General features: G+C 58.7%; 26 protein-coding genes, 1 tRNA gene and 1 pseudogene. 20 read left to right on the forward strand and 8 right to left on the reverse strand.

Annotated elements, in window-relative coordinates; translation table 11 throughout:
- Nucleotides 1-202: 202 nt before the first annotated feature.
- The 19 genes from ACYZT7_RS07850 to nadA all read left to right on the forward strand — a co-directional run bounded on the left by ACYZT7_RS07850 (nucleotide 203) and on the right by nadA (nucleotide 15,392).
- Nucleotides 203-673, forward strand: coding sequence for a Dps family protein (locus ACYZT7_RS07850; protein WP_129437851.1), 471 nt, complete (start codon nucleotides 203-205; stop codon nucleotides 671-673).
- Between the two features lie 270 nt (nucleotides 674-943).
- Nucleotides 944-1,282 (forward strand): ribbon-helix-helix domain-containing protein, encoded by a 339-nt coding sequence (locus tag ACYZT7_RS07855; protein WP_462040592.1) that lies wholly within the window; start codon nucleotides 944-946, stop codon nucleotides 1,280-1,282.
- A 136-nt stretch (nucleotides 1,283-1,418) separates the two neighbouring features.
- On the forward strand, nucleotides 1,419-1,640 hold the full coding sequence (locus ACYZT7_RS07860; protein ID WP_010208103.1) for an FmdB family zinc ribbon protein: 222 nt from the start codon (nucleotides 1,419-1,421) through the stop codon (nucleotides 1,638-1,640).
- A gap of 121 nt (nucleotides 1,641-1,761) precedes the next feature.
- Nucleotides 1,762-3,537, forward strand: a complete 1,776-nt coding sequence (gene aspS, locus ACYZT7_RS07865) for an aspartate--tRNA ligase (protein ID WP_462040593.1) — start codon at nucleotides 1,762-1,764, stop codon at nucleotides 3,535-3,537.
- A gap of 125 nt (nucleotides 3,538-3,662) precedes the next feature.
- On the forward strand, nucleotides 3,663-4,409 hold the full coding sequence (locus ACYZT7_RS07870; protein WP_462040594.1) for a YebC/PmpR family DNA-binding transcriptional regulator: 747 nt from the start codon (nucleotides 3,663-3,665) through the stop codon (nucleotides 4,407-4,409).
- 143 nt (nucleotides 4,410-4,552) lie between these two features.
- Nucleotides 4,553-5,077: a crossover junction endodeoxyribonuclease RuvC gene (gene ruvC / locus ACYZT7_RS07875; protein ID WP_059406065.1), complete on the forward strand. Its 525-nt coding sequence runs from the start codon at nucleotides 4,553-4,555 to the stop codon at nucleotides 5,075-5,077.
- Nucleotides 5,078-5,193: 116 nt separating this feature from the next.
- A complete protein-coding gene (gene ruvA, locus ACYZT7_RS07880) occupies nucleotides 5,194-5,811 on the forward strand; it encodes a Holliday junction branch migration protein RuvA (RefSeq protein WP_007897033.1) in 618 nt (205 codons plus the stop codon).
- Entirely contained in the window at nucleotides 5,812-6,873 is a 1,062-nt protein-coding gene (gene ruvB, locus ACYZT7_RS07885; RefSeq protein WP_462040595.1) for a Holliday junction branch migration DNA helicase RuvB, read from the forward strand.
- Between the two features lie 127 nt (nucleotides 6,874-7,000).
- Entirely contained in the window at nucleotides 7,001-7,468 is a 468-nt protein-coding gene (gene ybgC / locus ACYZT7_RS07890; RefSeq protein WP_131059803.1) for a tol-pal system-associated acyl-CoA thioesterase, read from the forward strand.
- The gene (gene tolQ, locus ACYZT7_RS07895; RefSeq protein WP_462040596.1) at nucleotides 7,458-8,153 is read left to right on the forward strand and encodes a protein TolQ; all 696 of its coding nucleotides are present in this window, start codon (nucleotides 7,458-7,460) and stop codon (nucleotides 8,151-8,153) included. The genes ybgC and tolQ overlap by 11 nt, the downstream gene beginning before the upstream one ends.
- Nucleotides 8,154-8,176: 23 nt before the next feature.
- Complete coding sequence (tolR, locus tag ACYZT7_RS07900) at nucleotides 8,177-8,629, forward strand: protein TolR (RefSeq protein ID WP_162556275.1); 453 nt, start codon at nucleotides 8,177-8,179, stop codon at nucleotides 8,627-8,629.
- Nucleotides 8,629-9,708 (forward strand): cell envelope integrity protein TolA, encoded by a 1,080-nt coding sequence (gene tolA, locus ACYZT7_RS07905; RefSeq protein WP_449644828.1) that lies wholly within the window; start codon nucleotides 8,629-8,631, stop codon nucleotides 9,706-9,708. Before tolR ends, tolA begins: the two co-directional genes overlap by 1 nt.
- Nucleotides 9,705-11,006, forward strand: a complete 1,302-nt coding sequence (tolB, locus tag ACYZT7_RS07910; protein ID WP_462040597.1) for a Tol-Pal system beta propeller repeat protein TolB — start codon at nucleotides 9,705-9,707, stop codon at nucleotides 11,004-11,006. The genes tolA and tolB overlap by 4 nt, the downstream gene beginning before the upstream one ends.
- Nucleotides 11,007-11,058: 52 nt before the next feature.
- Entirely contained in the window at nucleotides 11,059-11,556 is a 498-nt protein-coding gene (gene pal / locus ACYZT7_RS07915) for a peptidoglycan-associated lipoprotein Pal (protein WP_131059800.1), read from the forward strand.
- A gap of 6 nt (nucleotides 11,557-11,562) precedes the next feature.
- Nucleotides 11,563-12,414: a tol-pal system protein YbgF gene (gene ybgF, locus ACYZT7_RS07920; protein WP_462040598.1), complete on the forward strand. Its 852-nt coding sequence runs from the start codon at nucleotides 11,563-11,565 to the stop codon at nucleotides 12,412-12,414.
- A 167-nt stretch (nucleotides 12,415-12,581) separates the two neighbouring features.
- Complete coding sequence (gene queE, locus ACYZT7_RS07925; protein WP_462040599.1) at nucleotides 12,582-13,229, forward strand: 7-carboxy-7-deazaguanine synthase QueE; 648 nt, start codon at nucleotides 12,582-12,584, stop codon at nucleotides 13,227-13,229.
- A 1-nt stretch (nucleotide 13,230) separates the two neighbouring features.
- Nucleotides 13,231-13,923 carry a 7-cyano-7-deazaguanine synthase QueC gene (gene queC, locus ACYZT7_RS07930; RefSeq protein ID WP_462040600.1) on the forward strand — a complete coding sequence of 231 codons (693 nt, stop codon included), beginning with the start codon at nucleotides 13,231-13,233 and terminating at the stop codon, nucleotides 13,921-13,923.
- 63 nt (nucleotides 13,924-13,986) lie between these two features.
- Nucleotides 13,987-14,062, forward strand: a tRNA-Lys gene (locus tag ACYZT7_RS07935).
- A 271-nt stretch (nucleotides 14,063-14,333) separates the two neighbouring features.
- Nucleotides 14,334-15,392 carry a quinolinate synthase NadA gene (gene nadA, locus ACYZT7_RS07940; protein ID WP_462040601.1) on the forward strand — a complete coding sequence of 353 codons (1,059 nt, stop codon included), beginning with the start codon at nucleotides 14,334-14,336 and terminating at the stop codon, nucleotides 15,390-15,392.
- A 135-nt stretch (nucleotides 15,393-15,527) separates the two neighbouring features.
- On the opposite strand, the gene ACYZT7_RS07945 is transcribed toward nadA, so the two are convergent.
- The 8 genes from ACYZT7_RS07945 to ACYZT7_RS07980 form a co-directional block, all read right to left on the reverse strand.
- Complete coding sequence (locus ACYZT7_RS07945) at nucleotides 15,528-16,016, reverse strand: RDD family protein (protein ID WP_462040602.1); 489 nt, start codon at nucleotides 16,014-16,016, stop codon at nucleotides 15,528-15,530.
- A gap of 96 nt (nucleotides 16,017-16,112) precedes the next feature.
- Nucleotides 16,113-16,325: a cold-shock protein gene (locus ACYZT7_RS07950; protein ID WP_462040603.1), complete on the reverse strand. Its 213-nt coding sequence runs from the start codon at nucleotides 16,323-16,325 to the stop codon at nucleotides 16,113-16,115.
- A gap of 390 nt (nucleotides 16,326-16,715) precedes the next feature.
- Nucleotides 16,716-17,840 (reverse strand): glycine cleavage system aminomethyltransferase GcvT, encoded by a 1,125-nt coding sequence (gene gcvT, locus ACYZT7_RS07955; protein WP_462040604.1) that lies wholly within the window; start codon nucleotides 17,838-17,840, stop codon nucleotides 16,716-16,718.
- Nucleotides 17,841-17,882: 42 nt separating this feature from the next.
- Nucleotides 17,883-19,259 (reverse strand): L-serine ammonia-lyase, encoded by a 1,377-nt coding sequence (locus tag ACYZT7_RS07960; RefSeq protein WP_449643496.1) that lies wholly within the window; start codon nucleotides 19,257-19,259, stop codon nucleotides 17,883-17,885.
- Nucleotides 19,260-19,458: 199 nt separating this feature from the next.
- Nucleotides 19,459-22,311 (reverse strand): aminomethyl-transferring glycine dehydrogenase, encoded by a 2,853-nt coding sequence (gene gcvP, locus ACYZT7_RS07965; protein ID WP_462040605.1) that lies wholly within the window; start codon nucleotides 22,309-22,311, stop codon nucleotides 19,459-19,461.
- 11 nt (nucleotides 22,312-22,322) lie between these two features.
- Nucleotides 22,323-22,706 carry a glycine cleavage system protein GcvH gene (gene gcvH / locus ACYZT7_RS07970; protein WP_462040606.1) on the reverse strand — a complete coding sequence of 128 codons (384 nt, stop codon included), beginning with the start codon at nucleotides 22,704-22,706 and terminating at the stop codon, nucleotides 22,323-22,325.
- A 422-nt stretch (nucleotides 22,707-23,128) separates the two neighbouring features.
- A complete protein-coding gene (locus ACYZT7_RS07975; protein WP_462040607.1) occupies nucleotides 23,129-24,637 on the reverse strand; it encodes a sigma-54-dependent transcriptional regulator in 1,509 nt (502 codons plus the stop codon).
- Between the two features lie 166 nt (nucleotides 24,638-24,803).
- Nucleotides 24,804-25,169 (reverse strand): DUF5064 family protein, encoded by a 366-nt coding sequence (locus tag ACYZT7_RS07980; protein ID WP_462040608.1) that lies wholly within the window; start codon nucleotides 25,167-25,169, stop codon nucleotides 24,804-24,806.
- A gap of 189 nt (nucleotides 25,170-25,358) precedes the next feature.
- Between ACYZT7_RS07980 and ACYZT7_RS07985 the strand changes: the two are divergent.
- Nucleotides 25,359-25,454 (forward strand): annotated as a pseudogene (locus ACYZT7_RS07985) (AlkA N-terminal domain-containing protein); the annotation flags it as partial.
- Nucleotides 25,455-25,457 lie beyond the last annotated feature (3 nt).

Raw genomic sequence — 25,457 nt, forward strand, 5'->3', positions numbered from 1 at the left:
CGGCCCCCGGAAAATAGGCGGTAGCGACACACTGCCTATTTAACAGCAAAGCCTGCGGCTACTCAAATCAGACAGTCCAGCGGTGCACTGATGGTCGATTTGTCGCAAGCAACCGGATAATCCGGGGCTGCGGGGTGCCGGCAAGCTTGCTAGAGTGGTCCTGCACCTGCTGGATGAATTTCATCACCTTTAGGGGAAACGCATGGCAATCGATATTGGAATCAGTGAAGAAGATCGCAAGTCCATCGTCGACGGACTTTCGCGTCTGCTGTCGGACACGTATGTACTGTATTTGAAAACCCATAACTTCCATTGGAATGTCACCGGTCCGATGTTTCGGACCCTGCACTTGATGTTCGAGGAGCAATATAACGAGTTGGCCCTGGCCGTCGATTCGATTGCCGAGCGAATTCGCGCTCTCGGATTTCCTGCCCCCGGTGCCTATTCCATTTATGCGCGCCTTTCTTCTATCAAGGAGGAGGTGGGTGTGCCCAGTGCCGAAGACATGATTAAACAACTGGTCGAAGGCCAGGAGGCGGTCACACGTACTGCACGCGGGATATTCCCACTGCTCGACAAAGTCAGTGACGAGCCAACGGCTGACCTCCTGACCCAGCGCATGCAAGTCCACGAGAAAACCGCGTGGATGCTGCGCTCCCTGTTGGATCAATAACAATGTCGGTGCGCGGATGGCGCCCATGAGGTGTTGTTCGCGCCCTGTCTTCTCGTCACGTTAAATGCCTATCTGTTGAATGATATTGCGCCAAAGCGTGTAGGAAATTGTCTGGAGTAGGACAGTCTCCATGATCGCCCTTCAGTTGTTGGCTTATCCTACGTTGATGGTCATAAAGTCATCTGGATATAACTTTGCGCCTGCGCTTTTATAGAGAAACAGCTTGTTGCTCATATAAAAAAGCAAGGATGACAAAGGAGTGTCAACGATATGGTTTACGAAGGCAGGCGAAGCGAGGGGATGGGCGGTCCAGTCAAGGATGTAAGGATCGATCCATTTGTCAGCGAATTTGATATGGGCCTGGCCCAGCCTTTATCCCGGTCAGTGCGGCTGAATGGCTTTGCAACCTGTTTGCGGCTTGAACAGGTCTACTGGGATATTTTGGGTGACATGGCCAAGGTCAACTGCTGTACGGTCAGTGCGCTGTTGTCCCATGTGGACCGCGAGGTGCATTTGCGTCACGGCGGGGTCAAGAACTTCACCGGGCTGGTGCGGGTTGTGTGCGTTGTGCATAGCCTGAAGGAGGGCCGCTGCGTCGCCATGCCTTAGCCGCCGCGGTGGAATGGGCAGAGTGTCGGTCTGAGCAGTCTTACGGCTGCACAGGCTGCATTTAATGGATATAATCCCGCTCTTTGCCGCAAAACCCAGCGTATGCGGTAGCAATCTGATCGCCGAGACAACCCCCATGCCGATGTACGACTATCAATGTGCTTCCTGTGGTCATCAGTTGGAAGCCATTCAAAAGATCAGCGCAGCACCGCTGGTCGACTGCCCTGCCTGCCAGGCGCCAGAGCTTAAGAAGATGCTGTCCATGCCGGGCTTCCGCCTCAGCGGCAGCGGCTGGTACGAAACCGATTTCAAGACCGGTTCCAAGAAGAATCTGGCCGGCGGCGACAAAGCTGACTAGGGTCTTGAGCCTGAGTTGAACGACACGTGCGAGCTCTTGCATCATCTGGCGCCTTTCTCAAGGGCGGGCTGCTGCAGGATCTCCAACCGAATTTCGAATTACGAGAAGTGAAACCACTACCATGATGCGCAGCCATTATTGCGGCCAACTGAACGAAAGCCTGGAAGGCCAGGAAATTACCCTTTGCGGATGGGTCCACCGTCGTCGTGATCACGGTGGGGTGATTTTCCTCGATATCCGTGATCGTGATGGTCTGGCCCAGGTGGTGTTCGACCCGGACCGCGCTGAAACCTTCGCCGCCGCCGACCGCGTGCGCAGTGAGTACGTCGTCAAGGTAACCGGCAAGGTACGCCTGCGTCCGGCCGGTGCCGGCAACGCCAACATGGCGTCGGGCATGATCGAAGTGCTGGGCTACGAGCTGGAAGTATTGAACGAAGCGGAAACCCCGCCGTTCCCGCTCAATGAGTTCTCCGACGTCGGCGAAGAAACCCGCCTGCGTTATCGCTTCATCGACCTGCGTCGTCCGGAAATGCTCGAGAAGCTGCGTCTGCGTTCGCGCATGACCACCAGCATCCGTCGTTACCTGGACGAGAACGGCTTCCTCGACGTCGAGACGCCGATTCTGACCCGCGCCACCCCGGAAGGTGCTCGCGATTACCTGGTGCCGAGCCGTACCCACGCCGGTTCCTTCTTCGCCTTGCCGCAATCGCCGCAGCTGTTCAAGCAACTGCTGATGGTTGCCGGCTTCGATCGCTACTACCAGATCGCCAAGTGCTTTCGCGACGAAGACCTGCGCGCCGACCGTCAACCTGAATTCACTCAGATCGACATCGAAACCAGCTTCCTCGATGAAAAAGACATCATTGGCATCACCGAAGGCATGATCCGCAACCTGTTCAAGGAAGTGCTGGATCTGGAGTTCGGTGAATTCCCGCACATGACCTTCGAAGAAGCCATGCGCCGTTACGGTTCCGACAAGCCAGACCTGCGTAACCCGCTGGAACTGGTGGACGTTGCCGACCAACTGAAAGAAGTCGACTTCAAGGTGTTCAGCGGCCCGGCCAACGACCCGAAATGCCGCATTGCCGCTTTGCGCGTTCCTGGCGGGGCGAGCATGCCGCGCAAGCAGATCGACGACTACACCAAGTTCGTCGGCATCTACGGTGCCAAAGGCCTGGCGTACATCAAGGTCAACGAGCGCGCGAAGGGCGTCGAGGGGCTGCAATCGCCTATTGTCAAAAATATCCCTGAAGCAGCGCTGAACACGATCCTTGATCGCGTCGGTGCAGTCGATGGCGACATCGTGTTCTTCGGTGCCGACAAGGCCAAGATCGTCAGTGAAGCCCTGGGCGCGCTGCGGATCAAGGTCGGAAACGATCTGAGCCTGCTGACCTGCGAGTGGGCGCCGATGTGGGTTGTCGACTTCCCGATGTTCGAAGAGAACGACGACGGCAGCTTCACCGCCTTGCACCACCCGTTCACCGCGCCGAAGTGCACCCCGCAAGAACTGGAAGCCAACCCGGCGACCGCTTTGTCCCGTGCCTACGACATGGTACTGAACGGCACCGAGCTGGGTGGCGGTTCGATCCGTATCCACCGCAAGGAAATGCAACAGTCGGTGTTCCGTCTGCTGGGTATCAGTGAAGCGGAACAGGAAGAGAAATTCGGCTTCCTGCTCGACGCCCTGAAATACGGCGCACCGCCTCACGGTGGCCTGGCCTTCGGTCTGGACCGTCTGGTGATGCTGATGACCGGCGCCCAGTCGATCCGTGAAGTGATCGCCTTCCCGAAAACCCAGAGCGCTGCCTGTGTCATGACTCAGGCGCCGGGTCTGGTAGATGCCAAGGCATTGCGCGAACTGCACATTCGTCTGCGCGAAACGCCTAAAGCAGAGTAAGACAGTCCTTGTGGGCGCATCTTCGGATGCGCCCTTTCTTTTATAGACAAGGTCGAGATTTTTGTTTGCCGGCTGGCGCGTGATGGCGCGGCGGGCAATGTTTCAAAGAGAATTCGGAGCGAGTTATGGCGGGTCATTCCAAGTGGGCGAACATCAAGCACCGCAAAGAACGTCAGGATGCCAAGAAGGGCAAGATTTTCACCAAGTGGATTCGTGAGCTGACTGTTGCTGCCCGTCAGGGCGGTAGTGATCCGGGTTCTAACCCGCGTTTGCGTCTGGCGCTGGACAAGGCCCTTGGCGCGAACATGAGTCGCGACATCATTGATCGCGCGGTCGCCCGCGGCGCCGGTGCTGCCGACACCGACGACATGGTCGAACTGACCTACGAAGGTTACGGCCCGGGTGGTGTTGCGGTGATGGTCGAGTGCATGACCGACAACCGCAATCGCACCGCAGCCGCTGTTCGCCATGCGTTCAGCAAGTGCGGCGGCAACCTCGGCACCGACGGTTCGGTGGCTTATCTGTTTGAGCGCAAGGGGCAGATTTCCTTCGCGCCGGGCGTCGATGAAGACGCGCTGATGGAAGCGGCGATGGAAGCCGATGCCGATGACGTGGTGACCCACGAAGACGGCTCCATCGACGTATTCACCTCGTTCGCCGGTTTCTACTCAGTGCGTAACGCGCTGGAAGCGGTCGGTTTCAAAGGTGATGACGCGGAAATCGTGATGTTGCCGACCACCAGTGCCGAACTGGACCTGGAAGGTGCCGAGAAGGTTCTCAAGCTGATCGACATGCTTGAAGACCTGGATGACGTGCAGAACGTTTACTCCAACGCGGACATTCCTGAGTCGGTAGCTGCGCAGCTCGGTTGATGCATTTATAAAAGATCGCAGCCTTCGGCAGCTCCTACGGTTTACGCTGTACAGGTAGGAGCTGGCGAAGCCTGCGATCTTTTGATTTTCAGGCATCACCCTGAGGTTATCTCAGGTAACCGCATTCTCTCTTTGCAGGCGTTATGACTTTAATCCTTGGTATCGACCCCGGTTCGCGCATCACCGGTTATGGCGTGGTGCGTGATACCGGGCGTGGCTGCGTGTACGTGGCGTCGGGCTGCATTCGCACAGGTTCCGGCGAGCTGCATGAACGCCTGCAAATCGTCTATCGCGGCGTACGCGAAGTTATCCAGACCTACGGCCCGGTGACCATGGGCATCGAAAAAGTCTTCATGGCGCGCAACGCCGACTCTGCGCTGAAGCTCGGTCAGGCCCGCGGCGCCGCTATCGTTGCCGGCGCGGAAGAAGCCCTGGAGATCGCCGAGTACACCGCAACCCAGGTCAAGCAGGCAGTGACCGGAACCGGCGCGGCGAATAAAGAGCAGGTGCAGATGATGGTCATGCACATGCTGAAATTGACCAGCAAGCCGCAAATCGATGCCTCGGACGCCCTGGCCATTGCCATTTGCCATGCTCACACCCGTTCCAGCCTGTTGCCCCATGGTCTGGGCACGGCACGCAGTCGTGGCGGGCGCCTGCGTCTCTGATAGCATCAGCAATCATTTTTTATGGAATGAGGGTTTTGCGCCTGTGTCGTCGGCGCAAAACCCTTGCTCTGTCAGTCGCCAGCTGCTGAGCTGGCCAACGCTCAAGGATCTGAAACGTGATTGGACGCTTGCGCGGCACACTGGCTGAGAAACAGCCGCCGCACCTGATTCTGGATGTAAACGGTCTGGGGTATGAGCTGGAGGTGCCCATGACCACGCTTTATCGTTTGCCGTCGGTCGGTGAACCGCTGACCTTGCACACCCATTTGGTCGTACGCGAAGACGCGCAGTTACTCTATGGCTTTTTCGGCAAGCGCGAGCGAGACTTTTTCCGCGAGTTGATCCGTCTCAATGGTGTGGGACCGAAATTGGCCCTGGCCCTGATGTCGAGCCTGGAAGTCGATGAGCTGGTCCGCTGCGTGCAGTCCCAGGACACCTCGGCACTGACCAAGGTGCCGGGCGTGGGCAAGAAGACTGCCGAGCGTTTGCTGGTGGAACTCAAGGATCGCTTCAAGGCCTGGGAAACCGTGCCGGCGATGTTTGCCCTGGTGCCAAATCAGCCGGGTGGGCCAGATGCACCGGCTCCAGTCGCCACCGCCGAAAATGACGCAGTCAGCGCGCTGATCTCCCTGGGCTACAAGCCGCAGGAGGCCAGCAAGGCGATTTCTGCGATCAAGGAGAAAGGTTTGAGCAGTGAAGACATGATTCGTCGTGCCCTGAAGGGAATGATCTAAGTGATTGAAGCTGATCGTCTGATTACTGCCACGCCTGGCCCTCGTGACCGCGAGGAAGTCCAGGACCGGGCGATTCGTCCTGTCAGCCTGGCCGAGTACATTGGCCAGCCGACCGTTCGCGAGCAAATGGAGTTGTTCATCCAGGCGGCCCGTGGGCGCAATGAATCCCTGGACCACACGCTGATTTTCGGCCCGCCGGGCCTGGGTAAAACCACCCTGGCCAACATCATCGCCCAGGAAATGGGCGTGTCGATCAAGAGCACCTCGGGCCCTGTGCTTGAGCGTCCGGGTGATCTGGCTGCGCTGCTGACCAATCTTGAGCCACACGACGTGCTGTTCATCGACGAAATCCATCGGCTCTCGCCAATCGTCGAAGAAGTGCTGTACCCGGCCATGGAAGATTTCCAGCTCGACATCATGATCGGCGAAGGGCCGGCCGCGCGTTCGATCAAGCTTGATCTGCCGCCGTTCACCCTGGTCGGTGCAACGACGCGGGCCGGGATGTTGACCAATCCGCTGCGCGACCGTTTCGGCATCGTCCAGCGCCTGGAGTTCTACAACACCGCTGACCTGGCAACGATTGTCAGTCGTTCGGCGAATATCCTCGGCTTGCCGCTGGACCCGGAAGGCGCCTTCGAAATCGCCCGCCGTGCCCGTGGTACACCGCGAATTGCCAACCGCTTGCTGCGCCGGGTTCGGGATTTCGCCGAGGTTCGCGCCAAGGGCCACATCACCAAACCGATCGCCGACCTGGCCTTGAACCTGCTGGATGTCGACGAACGTGGCTTCGATCATCAGGATCGACGTCTGTTGCTGACCATGATCGAGAAGTTCGATGGCGGGCCGGTCGGGGTCGACAGCCTCGCCGCAGCCATCAGTGAAGAGCGCCACACCATTGAAGACGTGCTGGAACCGTACCTGATCCAGCAGGGCTACATCATGCGCACACCCCGGGGGCGGGTGGTGACGCGGCATGCGTACCTGCACTTCGGTTTAAACATTCCGACACGTATGGGCGAGATGCCCGTGGTAGACGAGTTCCTCGATGCCGTGGACGATTAATAACCTTTGCGCGCTGATTTTTTCGGAGTTTGTGCGGTCCCAGGACCGTACTTTCGCCAGAAAGCCGTGAATCAATGAAAAACAGTTGCCTGGCCGGATTGGCAACGTGAGGAGTAAGCACTAGAGTATGCGCGCGCAAAACGGGCTTGAGCCTTTCGCACTTCGTTGTCGCGTTTATTACGAGGACACCGATGCGGGTGGCATCGTGTATTACGTTAATTACCTCAAATTTATGGAACGGGCTCGAACCGAGCGGCTCCGGGAGCTGGGCTTTGCCCAATCGGCGCTTGCAGGGGAGGACCTGTTGTTCGTCGTGCATTCCAGCGAAGCGCGTTATCACGCGCCGGCGCGACTGGACGACGAGCTGCTGGTAAGCGCTGAAGTAATCGAATTGAACCGTGTCAGCCTGCGCTTCAAACAGCAGGTCAGGCGAGCCACGGATAATGTGCTGCTCTGCGAAGGGCAGTTTTTGGTGGCCTGTGTGCGCACTAACAGTTTGAAACCCCGGGCCATTCCCGAAGCTCTACGTGCGGCCTTTGCCGACGTGAGCGGCGCGGGTACACACTCAAAGCAGGAGATAAAGCGTGGAAGCTAACGTCGTCGACCATTCCTCCATGTGGAGCCTGGTCAGCAATGCCAGTATCGTGGTGCAACTGGTAATGCTGATCCTGGTAGCCGCATCGGTGACCTCATGGATCATGATCTTTCAGCGCAGCAACCTGCTGCGCGCTGGTCGACGTGCCCTGGAGAGCTTTGAAGAGCGCTTCTGGTCGGGTATCGACCTGTCCAAACTCTACCGTCAGGCCGGCAGCAACCCTGATCCGGATTCGGGCGTAGAGCAGATCTTCCGTGCCGGTTTCAAGGAATTCTCCCGTCTGCGCCAGCAGCCAGGTGTTGACCCGGAAGCGGTCATGGAAGGCGTAGCCCGTGCCATGCGCGTCGCCATTTCCCGCGAGGAAGAAAAGCTCGAGCAGAGCCTGCCGTTCCTCGCGACCGTTGGTTCCGTCAGCCCATACATCGGCCTGTTCGGTACGGTCTGGGGCATCATGAACTCCTTCCGTGGTCTGGCCGCTGCCCAGCAAGCGACCCTGGCCACTGTGGCTCCGGGTATTGCCGAGGCACTGATTGCTACCGCGATCGGCCTGTTCGCCGCCATCCCGGCCGTTATCGCTTACAACCGTTTTGCTGCTCGCAGTGAAACCCTGCTGGGCCGTTACTACACCTTCGCCGATGAATTCCAGGCGATCCTGCACCGCAAAGTGCACACCAGCGAAGAATAAGCAGGTAATTTCCAATGGCTTTAATCGCTCGAGCTCGCAAAAAGCGCAAGCCGGTTGCCGAGATGAACGTGGTGCCTTACATCGACGTGATGCTGGTACTGCTGGTCATCTTCATGGTGACCGCACCGATGCTCAATCAGGGCGTGAAAGTTGATCTGCCCAAGGTTTCCAGCGAAGCCTTGCCGCAGGACAACAACACTCAGGTCCTGACCATTTCGATCAAGTCTGACAAGACCTATTACTGGAACCTTGGCAGCGAAGTCGACACCGAAAAACAGCAGGACAAGGCCATGACCTTGCCGCAGATGACCGACGCCGTGACCAAGATCATTCGCGCCGGTACTGAAGGCGGCAAGCGTACCCAGGTGTTCATTCGCGGCGACAAGACCGTCGACTACGGTTCCGTCATGGGCGCCATGGGCGGGTTGCAGAAAGCCGGGGTCGGTAATGTTGGCTTGATTACCGAGGCACCCTGATGCAGCAAATGCGAGAGCCGTCCGCCTCGGAAAGCTACTTCTGGCCTAGTGTCTGGGCGCTTGTCTTGCACGTGCTGGTTTTTGGCATGCTGTTCGTCAGTTTCGCCTTCACGCCAGAACTGCCGCCGGCCAAGCCGATTGTCCAGGCGACCCTGTATCAGCTGAAATCGAAAAGTCAGGCGACCACCCAGACCAATCAGAAGATTGCGGGTGAGGCGAAGAAATCCGCCGCGCGTCAGACCGAAGTCGAACAGATGGAACAGAAAAAGATCGAGCAGGAAGCGATCAAGGCCGCGGAACAAAAGAAGGAAGATGCGGCTCAAAAAGCCGAAGAGTCCAAGAAGGCCGACGAGACGAAGAAAGCGGACGAGGCAAAAAAGGCTGATGAAGCCAAGAAAGCCGATGAAGCGAAGAAGACCGCCGAAGCCAAAAAGGTCGAAGAGAAACAATTGGCTGATATAGCCAAGAAGAAGTCTGAAGAAGAAGCCAAGAAAGCGGCTGAAGAAGAGGCCAAGAAAGCGGCCGCTGAAGAAGCGAAGAAAAAGATCGTCGAAGACGCGAAGAAGAAAGCCGCGGAAGACGCCAAGAAGAAATCTGAAGCTGAAGACGCGAAGAAGAAAGTCGCCGAAGACGCGAAGAAGAAAGCTGCTGCCGATGCTGCGAAGAAAAAATCGCAGGAAGCGGCACGTAAATCCGCCGAAGACAAAAAGGCTCAGGCCCTGGCAGATTTGCTTTCCGACACGCCGGAGCGTCAGCAGGCCTTGGCGGATGAGCAGGGTGACGAAGTCGCCGGCAGTTTCGATGATCTGATCCGTGCTCGTGCAGCGGAAGGTTGGGCTCGTCCACCTTCGGCCCGCAAAGGCATGACAGTCGTGTTGCAAATCGGCATGTTGCCGGACGGTACGGTGACTTCGGTCAGCGTCGGCAAGTCCAGTGGCGATGGTCCATTTGACGCTTCTGCTGTAGCAGCGGTGAAGAATATTGGACGTTTGACAGAAATGCAGGGAATGAAGCCGAGCGATTTCGCTCCGTATCGTTCATTCAAGATGACATTCACACCTGAGGATCTAGCCTTGTGAGAAACCTTCTTCGAGGAATGCTTGTCGTTATCTGCTGCCTGGCAGGGATAGCGGCAGCAGATGAAAAAAACATTCTGGTCACCAGCGGCAGTGATCGGGCCACCCCGATCGCAGTCGTTCCATTCGGCAACCAGGGCGGCAGCGTGCTGCCGGACGACATGGCCGAAATCATCGGTAACGACCTGCGCAACTCGGGTTACTACTCGCCGATTCCAAAACAGAACATGATCAGCCAGCCAAGCCAGGCCAGCGAAATCATCTTCCGTGACTTCAAGGCGCTGGGTGCCCAGTACGTCATGGTCGGCAGCATTGCTCCTGCGGGCGGTCGCCTGCAGGTCCAATACGCACTGTTCAACGTCGCCACCGAGCAGCAAGTGCTGACCGGCAGCGTGTCGGGCAGCGTCGATCAACTGCGCGACATGTCGCACTACATCGCGGACCAGTCATTCGAAAAACTTACCGGTATCAAAGGTGCGTTTTCGACTCGTCTGCTGTACGTGACGGCCGAGCGTTTTTCCGAGAAGAACACTCGCTACACGCTGCAACGTTCGGACTATGACGGTGCCCGCGCTGTGACCCTGCTGCAATCGCGCGAGCCGATCCTGTCGCCGCGTTTCGCACCGGACGGCAAGCGCATCGCTTATGTCTCGTTCGAGCAGAAGCGTCCGCGTATCTTCATGCAGAACATCGACACCGGTCGCCGTGAGCAGATCACCAACTTCGAAGGCCTGAATGGCGCGCCAGCATGGTCGCCGGATGGTCAGCGTCTGGCGTTCGTGTTGTCGAAAGACGGTAACCCTGACATCTATGTGATGAGCCTGGGTTCGCGTCAGATCACGCGTGTTACCAACGGTCCTGGCATCAACACCGAACCGTTCTGGGGTAAAGATGGTTCGACCATTTACTTCACCTCGGACCGTGGCGGCAAGCCACAGATCTACAAAACCAGCGTCGGTGGTGGCGGTGCGGAACGGGTGACCTTTGTCGGTAACTACAACGCCAACCCCAAGCTTTCGGCTGACGAAAAGACCCTGGTGATGATCCACCGCCAGGAAGGTTTCACTAATTTCAAGGTGGCGGCCCAGGATTTGCAGCGCGGAAGCGTAAAAATCCTCACTGATAGCACTCTGGACGAGTCGCCTACTGTTGCGCCCAACGGCACCATGGTAATCTACGCCACCCGCCAGCAGGGCCGGGGAGTCTTGATGCTCGTGTCCATTAATGGACGCGTAAGGCTCCCGCTTCCTACCGCACAAGGCGAAGTCAGAGAACCTTCCTGGTCCCCTTACCTGAACTGACGCGGCGCTACACGTTGTACTTAACACACTGGGGTTCATTAGGAGTTTCACGATGGAAATGCTGAAGTTTGGTAAATTTGCTGCGCTGGCTCTGGCCATGGCTGTAGCTGTAGGTTGCTCGTCCAAAGGCGGCGACAATGCCGGTGAAGGCGCTGTCGATCCAAACGCTGGTTACGGCGCTAACACTGGTGCTGTTGACGGCTCCCTGAGCGAAGAAGCTGCTCTGCGCGCAATCACCACCTTCTACTTCGAATACGACAGCTCGGACCTGAAGCCAGAAGCCATGCGCTCCCTGGACATTCACGCCAAAGACCTGAAAGCAAACGGCGCTCGCGTTGTTCTGGAAGGCAACACCGACGAACGTGGTACTCGTGAGTACAACATGGCACTGGGCGAGCGTCGTGCGAAAGCCGTTCAGCGTTACCTGGTACTGCAAGGTGTTTCCCCAGCTCAGCTGGAACTGGTTTCCTACGGCGAAGAGCGTGCAGTTGCTACCGGCAACGACGAGCAGTCCTGGGCTCAAAACCGTCGCGTCGAACTGCGTAAGTAATTCGTCATGCGAACGTGCCGTCGTGCTGTAACTGTTTTGGCTCTCAGCCTCGCACCGCTTGCGGTGTGGGCTGCGGTTCCTGTGGTCGATAACGACTCCGGCTATAACAATAGCGGGACTAGTTATCCGCCTGCGGGTTACGGTACGAACGGCGCCTATGCCGGGGGAGGGGTTTCGGCCCCTGTCTCGGCACAGGGCGAGCTGTTCAACCAACTGCAATCCATGCAGGAGCAGATCTCGCGCCAACAAGGCATCATCGAAGTTCTACAAAATGATGTAGCGCGCATGAAGCAAGAGAACCTGGAGCGATATCAGGATCTTGATCGGCGCATAGGAACCGGCGTTGCACCAGCCGCGACTCCTGAAAATTCTTCCACCGGTGGCAGTTTGAATGCCCCCGGTGCAGCAGCGGGTGCAGGCGCAGGAGCGGCAGCCGCTGCCACTTCCACACAAGCGCCTGCCGCGGGTAGCGAGCCGGCTGATCCAGCGAAGGAAAAACTGTATTACGATGCAGCCTTCGACCTGATCAAAGCCAAGGATTTCGACAAGGCCAGCCAGGCGTTTGCCGCATTCCTGCGCAAGTACCCGAACAGCCAGTACGCGGGTAATGCTCAGTACTGGTTGGGCGAAGTGAATTTGGCCAAAGGCGATCTGCAAGGTGCAGGTCAGGCATTTGCCAAGGTTTCGCAGCTGTACCCAAAGCACCCTAAAGTGCCTGATTCGCTGTACAAGCTGGCTGATGTAGAGCGCCGCCTCGGTCACACCGACAAGGTCAAAGGCATTCTGCAACAGGTCGTGTCGCAATACCCGGGCACTTCCGCCGCTCAGTTGGCCCAGCGTGATCTGCAAAAAATGTAAGGGTTGCTTGACCCGTTTTGAAGAAACCCGCGCTTGTCGCGGGTTTTTTCGTTAGAATTCACGCCCTTTTTATGAAACACGCTTTTTGGGATCTGCGCGGTGGCGGGATTCCTTGAAGTGCCTGACGGAGGCGGACAGCCTGTTTAGCTGTTATGCCCGTGGCGACTATGCAAGACACATTGAGAATCACCGAAGTTTTCTACTCGTTGCAGGGTGAAACGCGGACTGCCGGGCTGCCCACAGTTTTTGTGCGCCTGACCGGTTGCCCGTTGCGTTGCCAATACTGCGACAGCGCCTACGCGTTCACGGGCGGCACCCTTCGCCCGCTCGATGACATCCTCGAGCAAGTGGCCGGTTTTCGTCCGCGCTACGTGTGTGTCACGGGCGGCGAGCCCCTGGCGCAACCTAATGCCATCCCATTGCTCAAGCAGTTGTGTGACGCCGGTTACGAGGTCTCGCTGGAAACCAGCGGTGCCCTGGACATTTCGGCCGTCGATCCACGGGTCAGTCGCGTCGTCGATCTGAAAACCCCGGGTTCGAAAGAAGTGCATCGCAACCGCTACGAGAACATCGAACTGCTCACGCGCAACGATCAGGTGAAGTTTGTCATCTGCTCGCGGGAAGACTACGACTGGGCTGTGTCCAAACTGATTCAGTACGGTCTGGATCAGCGTGCTGGCGAAGTCCTGTTCTCGCCAAGTCACCATGACCTGAACGCGCGGGACCTGGCTGACTGGGTGGTGGCGGACAACCTGCCAGTGCGACTGCAATTGCAGTTGCATAAATATCTTTGGAATGACGAGCCGGGGCGCTGAAATGACTGAACAACTGAACACTGTGGAAAAGCGTGCGGTCATCCTGTTGTCCGGCGGCCTGGACTCGGCGACCGTCGTGGCGATGGCCCGAGCTGAAGGCTACAGCTGCTACACCATGAGCTTCGATTACGGTCAGCGCCATCGCGCTGAACTGCATGCCGCCGAGCGCGTTGCTCGTGACTTGGGTGTGGTCGAGCACAAGGTGATCGGTTTGAATCTGAACGGCATCGGCGGTTCGGCGCTGACGGATAGCTCCATTGATGTGCCGGAAGCACCGAGTGAAGGCATTCCGGTGACTTACGTACCGGCGCGCAACACGGTGTTTCTGTCCCTCGCGTTGGGCTGGGCTGAAGTGCTCGGCGCGCGTGACATTTTTATTGGTGTGAACGCGGTGGATTACTCCGGTTACCCGGATTGCCGTCCCGAGTTCGTTGAGGCTTTCGAGCGCATGGCCAATCTGGCGACCAAGGCTGGTGTAGAGGGCAATGGTTTCCGTATCCAGGCGCCACTGCAAAACCTGAGCAAGGCGCAGATCGTACAGGCAGGCGTGAAGCTGGGTGTTGATTACGGGCTGACTGTTTCCTGCTATCAGGCCGACGATAATGGCCGTGCATGCGGCAAATGCGACAGCTGCCGCCTGCGTGCAGAAGGCTTTGCGGCAGCCGGAATCAGCGACCCAACACCTTATTTTTGATTTATTTCAAATTAGGTGTTGAATAGTCCTTAAAAATCAGTATTATACGCGCCACCACACAGCGGGTCGTTAGCTCAGTTGGTAGAGCAGTTGGCTTTTAACCAATTGGTCGTAGGTTCGAATCCCACACGACCCACCATTTTTGTAGCAGTTTTAAAAGTCTGGAAGGCCCACGCAAGTGAGGATTTCCGGATTTTTTTTTGCCCGCGATTTGAGCTCGCCCAGTTCCGGGCTGCGACCCGTGACGCAGGTCAGAATCATCTTTTGCATCTACGGGATATTCTGTAGCCTTGCGCAGCTTCAACGTTGTCCGTGCCTGATGATACTCACTCTCCCGGCGGTACCCTGAAGGGTCCGGAGCCGGGTGTATACTCGACTTTCGCGCGAAAGCGCCTGCAGGTCTTGCGAACATGACGCAGATTTCCGAACGCCTTCTGGTTCAAGCCCACCTCGACGCCAAGCAGCCCAAACCGCTGACTGCCGAGGAGGAGGCCTATTACCGTGCCGCCATCGCTGCCGAGCTCAAGGCTCAGGACGCGGTGCTGGTTGCTCACTTCTATTGCGATCCGGTCATTCAGGCCCTGGCCGAAGAAACCGGCGGTTGCGTCTCAGACTCGCTGGAGATGGCCCGCTTCGGCAACGCTCACCCGGCCAAGACGGTGGTGGTCGCCGGTGTGAAGTTCATGGGCGAGACCGCCAAAATCCTCAACCCGGAAAAACGCATCCTGATGCCGACCCTGGAAGCGACCTGCTCGCTGGACCTGGGTTGCCCGGTGGACGAGTTCTCGGCGTTCTGCGATCAGCACCCGGAACGCACCGTGGTGGTGTATGCCAACACGTCGGCGGCAGTGAAAGCCCGGGCGGATTGGGTGGTGACTTCAAGCTGCGCGCTGGAGATCGTTGAAAGCCTGATGGATAACGGCGAAACCATCATTTGGGGCCCGGACAAACACCTGGGCACCTACATCCAGCGCCAGACCGGCGCGGACATGCTGCTGTGGGACGGTGCCTGCATCGTTCACGAAGAGTTCAAGTCCAAACAACTCGAAGACATGAAGGCGCTGTACCCGGATGCAGCGATTCTGGTGCATCCCGAGTCGCCGACTTCGGTGATCGAGTTGGCCGATGCCGTCGGTTCCACCAGTCAGTTGATTGCGGCAGCGCAGAGTCTGCCAAACAAGACCCTGATCGTCGCCACCGACCGCGGCATCTTCTACAAGATGCAGCAGCTGTGCCCGGACAAGGTCTTCATCGAAGCGCCAACGGCCGGTAACGGCGCAGCGTGCCGCAGCTGCGCACATTGCCCGTGGATGGCGATGAACACCCTTGAGCACCTGCTGAAGAGCTTGAAGGAGGGGGCGAATGAGATCTTTGTCGATCCGGCGCTGATCCCGCAGGCGATTCGGCCGCTCAAGCGCATGCTCGACTTCACCCAGGCTGCGCGGATGAAATTGGCCGGCAACGCCTGAGATCTGTCAGCTAGTTGCAAAAAAACTGTGGGAGCGAGCTTGCTCGCGATGGCGGTGTGTCAGTCAACATGCATGTAACTGACAGGCCGCCATCGCGAGCAAGCTCGCTCCCACAGTGGTTTTCGTATGGCTGGATTACTTGGTTTTCTTTGGAATCCGCACGAGCTGGGTATTGGAGTAGATGTCATGCCAACTGCGTTTCTGTTTGTCGAACAGGGGCCAGAAGAAACCCAGCCCGACGCACAGCCAGGACGCGATCGACACCACAAACCGCAGCAGCGCCTGCCACAGGCTGATGGATGAGCCATCGGCATTCTGCACGCGGATGCACCAGACCTGCATGCCCAGAGTTTGGCCGGACCAGGTCCAGAACTTGGCGAAGAAACCGAACAGCACGAACAGCAGCACTGTCGACAGCAATGGATCTCCATCCAGCGCACCGGCTTCGGTCAACGTGCGCATTTTGTCTTCGCCGATGATCGCCATCTGGATCATCTTGTAGAGGCCGCTGGTGACGATCAGCAGGGCAGTACACAACAGGAAGTCATAGAACATCGCTGCCAGACGACGACCCAAGCCAGCGGCAGGAAATTCGCCCTGGGGTTTCAGCAGGTGTTTCGGCATGGCAGGGCTCTCGGCGGAAAAAGAAGCCATTTTACGGATTTACGCGCACAAAAAAGCCCCTGATGTCAGCATCAGGGGCTTTTTCGTTACAGAAGATCAGGCTTCTGCTTGTACTTCGTCAGCCTGCATGCCTTTCTGGCCTTGCACAGGAACGAATGTCACTTTTTGGCCTTCTTTCAGGCTCTTGAAGCCGTTGCCCTGAATAGCGCGGAAATGCACGAACAGATCCGGACCGCTTTCTGGAGTGATAAAACCAAAACCTTTCTCGTCGTTAAACCACTTGACGGTACCGCTCTGACGTTGGGACATTTCTTATTTCCTTTGACGCAAAAATTAATGACAGCCTCCTTCTTGTGAAAGAGTACTGGGGCTGGTTGCAGGAGAGTAAGAAGACGTCGAACGGGATGTAGCTAACTTGTAGGCTACTGCCCAGGTCACGATTCCAGGCGACCCATGCAAACACAGTGAACAAACTCTACGCCAACTACGGGAGAAAAAACAAGCCCTGTGGAGGGCCCGTATTTGCTAGCGTTGGCGGGTTTCTGTCGCAACTAGTGCTGGCTTATGCGATCGCCGTGTTCAATTGTTTTCGATCGTTATAAGCCAAGTTCGTAATCGAAGATACGCACTGTTTTATGGCGGTTGCGTTACACATTAGTGCACTGTGAACGCAGCCGCGTTACTTATAGAAACAGTCAATCAACCACGATAGTAGCGTTGTGGAACAAATGGCATTTTGCTTACAAGCAAAGGCACCTTTTTCCCACGAACAATCGCCCAAACGGGTGTGTCGATAGCGATGTAAGCGCTGTCGAGGTAACCCATGGCCAGAGGGCCGCCCAGGGTCGGGCCGAAGCCGCCACTGCACACTGCACCAATGATGTCGCCTGCTTCATTGACGATTTCTGCACCTTCGCGCACCGGCGTGCGTTCCTGAGGCAACAGACCAACACGCTTGCGGCTGACACCGGCTTGTTGCTGTCCGAACACGGTTTCAGCACCAGGGAAACCGCCAGCCCGCGCGCCATCAGCGCGACGAGGCTTGGAAATGGCCCACAGCAGGCTAGCTTCGATCGGCGAGGTTTCGGTGTTCATGTCGTGGCTGTAGAGGCACAGGCCGGCTTCCAGGCGCAGGGAGTCGCGAGCGCCAAGGCCGATGGCCGCCACTTCCGGTTCGGCCAGCAGAGCGCGAGCCAGGGCTTCGGCGTTGGCGGCCGGCACGGAGATTTCGAACCCATCTTCACCGGTGTAGCCCGAACGGCTGACAAAGCACTCGATGCCCAACAGCTTCACTCGAGCGAACTGCATGAAGGTCATCTTCGCCACTTCAGGCGCCAGGCGTGCGAGTACGGTGACCGCGGCCGGACCTTGCAGCGCCAGCAGGGCGCGTTCTTCGAACAGTGGCTCGATCGTGCACTGGTCGCCGATGTGCTTGCGCAGATGCGCCAGGTCCTGATCCTTGCACGCGGCGTTGACCACCAGGAACAGTTCGTCGTTACCCAGATTGGCGACCATCAGATCGTCAAGGATGCCGCCGGTCTCGTTGGTGAACATCGCATAGCGCTGCATGCCCGCCGGCAGGTCGATGATGTCGACCGGCACCAGGGTTTCCAGGGCCTTGGCGGCATTGGCGCCGGTCAGGCGGATCTGGCCCATGTGCGAGACATCGAACAGCCCGGCCTGATCACGGGTGTGCTGGTGTTCTTTCATCACGCCCAGCGGGTATTGCACTGGCATGTCATAGCCGGCGAACGGCACCATGCGGGCGCCGAGTTCGATGTGCAGTGCGTGCAACGGGGTTTTCAACAGTTGTTCGGTGGACATATTCAGCTCCTGAAAAAGTGTGCAGATGACAATGCGCGCGCATCAGCACTCGATAATGTTGACCGCCAAACCGCCACGGGCGGTTTCCTTGTATTTGCTTTTCATATCGGCGCCGGTCTGGCGCATGGTGCGGATGACCTTGTCGAGGGAGACGAAGTGCTGACCGTCGCCGCGCAAGGCCATGCGCACCGCGTTGATGGCTTTCACCGAACCCATGGCGTTGCGCTCGATGCAAGGCACTTGCACCAGCCCGCCGATCGGGTCGCAGGTCAGGCCGAGGTTGTGTTCCATGCCAATTTCAGCGGCGTTTTCCACCTGCTGCACGGTGCCACCGAGGACTTCGCACAGGGCGCCGGCGGCCATGGAGCACGCCACGCCAACTTCACCCTGACAGCCGACTTCAGCGCCGGAGATCGAGGCGTTTTCTTTATAGAGAATGCCGATCGCGGCCGCGGTCAGCAGAAAGCGTACGACGCCGTCTTCGTTGGCGCCGGGGATGAAGCGCATGTAGTAATGCAAAACAGCGGGGACGATCCCTGCCGCACCGTTTGTAGGCGCAGTGACCACGCGTCCGCCGTTGGCGTTTTCTTCGTTGACCGCCAGTGCATAGAGGTTGACCCAGTCCAGCACCGACAGCGGATCGCGCAGGGACGATTCCGGGTTCTTGCACAGTTGCCGATGCAGCGCTGCCGCACGGCGTTTGACCTTCAAGCCACCGGGCAAAATGCCCTCGTTGCGGCAACCGGCGTCGACGCAGTCCTGCATCACTTGCCAGATTTTCAGCAGGCCGGCGCGAGTTTCCGCTTCCGGGCGCCAGGCACTTTCGTTGGTCAGCATCACCTGGCTGATCGACAAGCCATAAGTAGCGCAGTGACCGAGCAAGTCCTTGGCGCTTTTGAACGGGAAGGTCAGTGGCGTGGCGTCTTCGACGATGCGGTCGGCGCCAGCGGCGTCTTCATCGACCACAAAACCGCCGCCGACCGAGTAGTACTCGCGGCTGCGGATTTGTATGCCGGCAGCATCGAAGGCGCGAAAAATCATGCCGTTGGGGTGATAGGCCAACGGTTTGCGGATCATCGCCAAATGCAGCTTTTCATTGAATTCGATGGCGTGTTCACCGAGCAGGTTCAGACGACCGCTGCTGCGAATCTCTTGCAGGCGGGCGGCGACGGTTTCGGTGTTCACGGTGTCCGGGTGTTCGCCTTCCAGGCCGAGCAACACAGCCTTGTCGCTGCCGTGTCCTTTACCGGTGGCGCCGAGTGATCCATAGAGCTCGACTTTGACGCAGGCGGTTGCAGCCAGCAGCCCTTCACGGCGCAAACCTTCGGCGAAACGCGCAGCAGCACGCATCGGGCCGACGGTGTGGGAGCTGGAGGGGCCGATGCCAATCTTGAACAGGTCGAACACGCTTAACGACATGGTTGTTCTCCGGTTTCTTGTTATAGGAATTGGCCGAACATGACGGTTGGCACGGATCCCTGTGGGAGCGAGCTTGCTCGCGATAGCGGTCCTTCAGTCGACATCTTTGGTGAATGTCAGTCCGTCATCGCGAGCAAGCTCGCTCCCACAGGGTTTTGTGGTGTTTTGAGTGGGGCAGGCGAACCCGCCCCCATCAGTTTTAAGCGTAGCTTTCGATCGACGGGCAAGCGCAGATCAGGTTGCGATCACCAAACACGTTGTCGACCCGACCGACCGGTGGCCAGTACTTGCCTTCGATCAGCGACGCAACCGGATACACCGCTTGCTCACGGCTGTACGGATGCGTCCACTCGCCAACCAGTTCCGCCGCAGTATGCGGTGCGTTTTTCAACGGGTTGTCGTCCTTGTCCAGCGTGCCGTTTTCCACCGCGCGGATTTCTTCGCGGATGCGGATCATGGCGTCGCAGAAGCGGTCCAGTTCTTCCTTGGATTCGCTTTCGGTCGGCTCGATCATCAGCGTGCCGGCGACCGGGAACGACATGGTCGGGGCGTGGAAGCCGAAGTCGATCAGGCGCTTGGCGACGTCATCGACGCTGATGCCGCTGCTGTCTTTCAGCGGGCGCAAATCGAGGATGCATTCGTGCGCCACCAGGCCGTTGCTGCCGGTGTACAGCACCGGGTAATGCTCTTCGAGGCGACGGGAAATGTAGTTGGCATTCAGGATCGCCAGTTGCGACGCGCGCTTCAGCCCCGCGCCACCCATCATCCGAATGTACATCCAGGTGATCGGCAAAATGCTCGCGCTGCCGAACGGTGCGGCGCAGACCGCGCCTTGCTTGCGCTCCATCTGCGCGTGACCCGGCAGGAACGGGGTCAGGTGCGACTTGACGCCAATCGGGCCGACGCCCGGGCCGCCACCGCCGTGCGGGATGCAGAAGGTTTTGTGCAGGTTCAGGTGCGACACATCGCCGCCGAACTTGCCCGGTGCGCAGAGGCCGACCATGGCGTTCATGTTGGCGCCGTCGATGTACACCTGGCCGCCGTTGTCATGAATGATGCCGCAGATTTCGCGGATGCCTTCTTCGAACACGCCGTGGGTCGACGGGTAGGTGATCATCAATGCCGCGAGATGCTCGCGGTGCTCGATGGCCTTGGCGCGCAGGTCTTCGATGTCGACGTTGCCGCGGGCATCGCACGCGGTCACGACCACGCGCATGCCGGCCATGTTGGCGGTGGCCGGGTTGGTGCCGTGGGCGGACGAGGGGATCAGGCAGATGTCGCGACGGTCTTCGCCACGGCTCTGGTGATAGGCGCGAATCGCCAGCAGGCCGGCGTATTCGCCTTGCGAGCCGGCGTTCGGTTGCAGCGAGATCGCGTCGTAACCGGTGGCGGCGCAGAGCATGGCTTCCAGTTCATCGGTCAGCTGCTGGTAACCGGCGCTTTGCTCGGCCGGGGCGAACGGGTGCAGGGCGCCGAACTCGGCCCAGGTCACCGGGATCATTTCGCTGGCGGCATTGAGTTTCATGGTGCAGGAACCCAGCGGGATCATGGTGCGATCCAGCGCCAGGTCCTTGTCGGCGAGCTTGCGCAGGTAGCGCATCAGCTCGGTTTCCGAGTGGTAACGGTTGAACACCGGGTGGCTGAGGATCGGCGATTGGCGCACCAGGGTGGCCGGGAGGGTGCTTTGAACCGAGGCGGCGAGGGCGGCGAAATCCGGCAGCGCTTTACCGTCAGCCAGCAGGGCCCACAGGCTTTCCACGTCAGCTTGCGACGTGGTTTCGTCGAGGGACAGGCCCAGACGTTCAGCATCGACCACACGCAGGTTGATCTGCTGAGCGCGAGCCTTGTCGTGCAGCTTGGCGGTGTTGGCGCCGGTGTTCAGGGTCAGGGTGTCGAAGAAGCTGGCTTGCTCGACGCTCAGGCCCAGGGCTTTCAGGCCTTGGGCCAGAATCGCGGTCAGGTGATGAATGCGCTGGGCAATCTGCGTCAGGCCTTTCGGGCCGTGGTACACGGCGTACATGCTGGCGATGTTGGCGAGCAGAACCTGCGCGGTGCAGATGTTGCTGGTGGCCTTCTCGCGACGGATATGTTGCTCGCGGGTCTGCATCGCCAGGCGCAGGGCCGGCTTGCCGAAACGGTCGACGGAGACACCGACCAGACGGCCCGGCATGTCGCGCTTGAACGCATCCTTGGTGGAGAAATACGCGGCGTGCGGGCCACCGAAGCCCAGCGGCACGCCGAAACGTTGCGCGCTGCCGATGGCCACGTCAGCACCGAACTCGCCCGGCGGGGTCAGCACGGTCAGGGCCAGCAAGTCGGCGGCCACCGCGACCAGCGCGTTAGCGGCGTGGAAGCGTTCGGTCAGTTCGCGGTAATCAAAGACGTCACCGTTGCTCGCCGGGTATTGCAGCAGTGCGCCGAAAAACGGCGTCACGTCAGTCAGTTCACGCTCGTCGCCAACCACTACGTCGATGCCCAACGGCTCGGCACGGGTGCGCAGCACGTCGAGGGTTTGCGGATGGCAGTGTACCGACGCGAAAAACGCGTGGCTGCCTTTGTTCTTGCTCAGGCGTTTGCAGAAGGTCATGGCTTCGGCGGCGGCGGTGGCTTCATCCAGCAGCGAGGCGTTGGCGATCGGCAGGCCGCTGAGGTCGCTGATCAGGGTCTGGAAGTTCAGCAGCGCCTCGAGACGGCCCTGGGAAATTTCCGGTTGGTACGGGGTGTACGCGGTGTACCAGGCCGGGTTTTCCAGCAGGTTGCGCAGGATCGGCGACGGCGTGTGAGTGCCGTAGTAGCCCTGGCCGATGTAGGTTTTGAACAGCTGGTTTTTACCGGCGATGGATTTGATCAACGCCAGGGCGTCCGCTTCGCTCAGACCGTCTTCCAGGCCGAGCACGCTGGTGCCTTTGATGCTGTCGGGAATGACGCTGGCGCTCAGGGCTTCCAGGGAGTCAAAGCCGAGGCTGTTGAGCATGGCTTGCTCGTCGCCGGCACGCGGGCCGATGTGGCGGGTGATGAATTCGTTGGCGGTCGTTAGGTTTATTTGAGTCATGTCAGCGCTCCTCAGGCTTCGGCGTTGGCTTTGATCAGACGGTCGTAGGCGTCTTGATCCAGCAGTTGGGCGACAGCCGAGGCATCGCTTGGCTGAAAGCGGAAGAACCAGCCTTCGCCCAGCGGATCTTCGTTGACCAGTTCAGGGCTGCTGTCCAGCGCCGGGTTCACTTCCAGCACTTCACCGTCCAGCGGCATATACACGCCGCTGGCGGCTTTTACCGATTCCACGGTGGCGGCTTCAGCGCCTTTGTCGTAGGACTGCAGCTCAGGCAGTTGTACGAAAACCACGTCGCCCAGGGCGTTCTGTGCGAAAGCGGTGATGCCGACTGTGACGGTGCCGTCAGCTTCGGTACGTAGCCATTCGTGATCTTCAGTAAAACGCAACTCGCTCATGGAAACTCCTAAGGGGGGCCAGACTCGTCTGGTGACGCGATTGAATGCTGGGCAAAGCCCTGCTTTATGAGTGGATACTAAGCAAAATCGCGGCCAATGTTATTTATTCGTTAAAAATCAATAAGTTATGTATTTGTTTGAGGTGCAAGGATTTGCTGGCTGTAACGAAATCGCTACAGCACAAGGTGGAGAAAAAAGCCTAAGTGGATCAAAGCCTTGCGCAGCGGTGATCAGGAGAGGGTGTAGCGATATCGTTCCGCTGTAGCGCTTTCAGTACAGATGGAGGTCGCTTTTGATGAGATTGATGGTGAGGCAACTGGCCTCATCGCGAGCAAGCTCGCTCCCACAGGGATCTCCTGTGATCAGAGATTTGTGATCGACACAATCCCAGTGTTGGAGCGAGCTTGCTCGCGATGGCGGCTTCAGGGCTTATTGGGAATGCCGTACTTGCGCAACCGATGGGCAATCGCCGTGTGGGAGGTTTGCAAACGGCTGGCCAATTGGCGGGTCGAGGGGTAGCTGACGTAGAGTTTTTCCAGCAGGTTTTTCTCGAACTCCTCCATCGCCTGTTCGAGGCTATCGACGTCGCTGTCGCTCTGGCGCGCCACCGAAGTGCCAGCGATATCGAGGTCGCCGATATCGACCAGGCTGCTTTCGCAAATGGCGGCGGCACGGAAGATCACGTTCTGCAATTGCCGCACGTTGCCCGGCCAGCGATTGCCCAGCAGTGCCGGATAGGTGCCGGGCGCCAGGCGACAGACCGGACGCTGGATCTGCGCGCAGGCCTGCTGCATGAAGTAGCGGGCGAGCAGCAGGATGTCCTGGCCGCGTTCGCGCAGGGGCGGGACTTCGACGTTCAGGACGTTGAGGCGATAGAACAAATCTTCGCGGAACGAACCTTCGCTGACCATTTTTTCCAGATCGCGGTGCGTGGCGCTGAGGATCCGCACATTGACCTTCACCTCACGATCCCCGCCCACCCGGCGGAAGCTGCCGTCGTTCAAGAAGCGCAGCAATTTTGCCTGCAAGTACGGCGACATCTCGCCGATCTCATCGAGAAACACCGTGCCCTGGTTGGCCAGTTCCATCAGCCCCGGTTTGCCGCCCCGTTGCGCACCGGTGAAGGCGCCGGGGGCGTAGCCGAACAATTCGCTTTCGGCGAGGTTCTCCGGCAATGCCGCGCAGTTCAGCGCCAAAAAGGGCGAACTGTGTCGAGCGCTGATGGCGTGGCAGGCACGCGCAACCAGTTCTTTGCCGGTGCCGGTTTCGCCCTGGATCAGCAACGGCGCATCGAGGGCCGCAACGCGCTGGGCGCGGGCCTTGAGGGTCCGAATCGACGGAGACTCGCCGAGCAGCGCATCGAACCCTTCGGCATGGTCGTGGTGCAGTGCCGAAAGGCGTTCGCCGATACGGTTCGGTTGATACAGAGTCAGCAGGGCGCCGGCGTCGGTAATCGGTGTGGCATCCAGCAGCAACGTCTGGCCGTTGACGGTGACTTCCCGCAGCGGCAGGCGGAAGCCGTTTTCCAGCAGGGCTTCGAGTAGTGTTGGGTCGGCGAACAGGTCAGCGATGCTTTCGCCGTCAGGCTCGCGCCCGTACAAGGCAATCAGTGCCGGGTTGGCCAGCAACACCTTGCCGGCACTGTCCAGCGCCAGGACCGGGTCGGTCATGGCCGCGAGCAACGCATCAAGCTGCAGGTGCCGACGCTGACCGGGAAGAATGTCGACTACCGTCACCGCTTGCACGCCGCGCACGCTGAACAACGCATCGCGCAGCTCTTCGAGGACTTCCGGGCTCAGCGTCGGGGCATCGATATAGACGTTGGGCGGGACCATTTCCACCGCATCCAGATTGAGATTGCGCCCACCAAGCAAGGCCAGGACTTCCTGGGTAATACCGACGCGGTCGATGAAGCTGACGTGGATACGCATGGGGCGTTTCTTGGTTCTGGAGTGCGGAGGGTGGCAAGTATGCCTTGGAGGAGGTCTTGGGTGAAATCTTGAGATTTAGGGTGGATTCAAAAGCCACCCCTCACCCCAGCCCTCCCGAACGTCGGACCGCCCCAGTGGGGAGAGGGTCAGGGTGAGGGGGTGGCCTTCAGATTCGATCCAGATGCTCAGGTTTGACCGGGTCACCGGATTTCACATCCAGCTGCGCGCGCACATCTTCAAACATCTCGTCGTATTGCTTGTGAATCGAACCGATGCTGGCTTCCTTGGGCAAGCCGTATTTTTGCGCAATGCGCGTGGCATGCCGGGCGAAGTCGAATGCCTGATCCTTGGGCAGGAAGAATTCTTCCTTCAACTCCTTGTCCCCAACCGTACCATGCATCTTGAAGAGCATGCCTTGACCTTCCTTGGGGTCCTGGCTGACTTCATAGTCGATGCTCAGGCTGTAACTGTAATCGTCCTTGTTCAGCGCGTGGCGCTCGATGTGCAGGTGACCGGGCTCGAACGTTGCCATTGGCATCTCTCCTTCAAAAAGGTATTGAATCAGGGCAGACCTCAAGCCTGCCCTCGGAGTTTCTTTTATTGATCGCTAATCCGGGTGTCGCCGAGTCCGAGAGTGAACCGATCATCACGACTTTTCCAGTCTGTCGGGCGAACTTGGTTCATCCTGGTCAGCGTGGTCTCATCGGCAATTGGAGGCGTTATGAAGGTGCTGCTGGAGTACCCACCGCCCTATGACTGGTCGGCGATGCTGGGGTTCTTGTCGGCGCGGGCGATTGTTGGCATCGAGGCAGTGGTCCGG

The sequence above is a fragment of the Pseudomonas sp. RT4P38 genome, from assembly GCF_054897765.1.

Excerpts from the sequence above, each read along its gene's own strand:
- ACYZT7_RS07850 (WP_129437851.1), top strand. The coding sequence starts at position 203 with ATGGCAATCGATATTGGAATCAGTGAAGAAGATCGCAAGTCCATCGTC.
- ACYZT7_RS07855 (WP_462040592.1), top strand. The coding sequence starts at position 944 with ATGGTTTACGAAGGCAGGCGAAGCGAGGGGATGGGCGGTCCAGTCAAG.
- ACYZT7_RS07860 (WP_010208103.1), top strand. The coding sequence starts at position 1,419 with ATGCCGATGTACGACTATCAATGTGCTTCCTGTGGTCATCAGTTGGAA.
- aspS (WP_462040593.1), top strand. The coding sequence starts at position 1,762 with ATGATGCGCAGCCATTATTGCGGCCAACTGAACGAAAGCCTGGAAGGC.
- ACYZT7_RS07870 (WP_462040594.1), top strand. The coding sequence starts at position 3,663 with ATGGCGGGTCATTCCAAGTGGGCGAACATCAAGCACCGCAAAGAACGT.
- ruvC (WP_059406065.1), top strand. The coding sequence starts at position 4,553 with ATGACTTTAATCCTTGGTATCGACCCCGGTTCGCGCATCACCGGTTAT.
- ybgC (WP_131059803.1), top strand. The coding sequence starts at position 7,001 with ATGCGCGCGCAAAACGGGCTTGAGCCTTTCGCACTTCGTTGTCGCGTT.
- tolA (WP_449644828.1), top strand. The coding sequence starts at position 8,629 with ATGCAGCAAATGCGAGAGCCGTCCGCCTCGGAAAGCTACTTCTGGCCT.
- pal (WP_131059800.1), top strand. The coding sequence starts at position 11,059 with ATGGAAATGCTGAAGTTTGGTAAATTTGCTGCGCTGGCTCTGGCCATG.
- ybgF (WP_462040598.1), top strand. The coding sequence starts at position 11,563 with ATGCGAACGTGCCGTCGTGCTGTAACTGTTTTGGCTCTCAGCCTCGCA.
- queE (WP_462040599.1), top strand. The coding sequence starts at position 12,582 with ATGCAAGACACATTGAGAATCACCGAAGTTTTCTACTCGTTGCAGGGT.
- queC (WP_462040600.1), top strand. The coding sequence starts at position 13,231 with ATGACTGAACAACTGAACACTGTGGAAAAGCGTGCGGTCATCCTGTTG.
- nadA (WP_462040601.1), top strand. The coding sequence starts at position 14,334 with ATGACGCAGATTTCCGAACGCCTTCTGGTTCAAGCCCACCTCGACGCC.
- ACYZT7_RS07945 (WP_462040602.1), bottom strand. The coding sequence starts at position 16,016 with ATGCCGAAACACCTGCTGAAACCCCAGGGCGAATTTCCTGCCGCTGGC.
- ACYZT7_RS07950 (WP_462040603.1), bottom strand. The coding sequence starts at position 16,325 with ATGTCCCAACGTCAGAGCGGTACCGTCAAGTGGTTTAACGACGAGAAA.
- gcvT (WP_462040604.1), bottom strand. The coding sequence starts at position 17,840 with ATGTCCACCGAACAACTGTTGAAAACCCCGTTGCACGCACTGCACATC.
- ACYZT7_RS07960 (WP_449643496.1), bottom strand. The coding sequence starts at position 19,259 with ATGTCGTTAAGCGTGTTCGACCTGTTCAAGATTGGCATCGGCCCCTCC.
- gcvP (WP_462040605.1), bottom strand. The coding sequence starts at position 22,311 with ATGACTCAAATAAACCTAACGACCGCCAACGAATTCATCACCCGCCAC.
- gcvH (WP_462040606.1), bottom strand. The coding sequence starts at position 22,706 with ATGAGCGAGTTGCGTTTTACTGAAGATCACGAATGGCTACGTACCGAA.
- ACYZT7_RS07975 (WP_462040607.1), bottom strand. The coding sequence starts at position 24,637 with ATGCGTATCCACGTCAGCTTCATCGACCGCGTCGGTATTACCCAGGAA.
- ACYZT7_RS07980 (WP_462040608.1), bottom strand. The coding sequence starts at position 25,169 with ATGGCAACGTTCGAGCCCGGTCACCTGCACATCGAGCGCCACGCGCTG.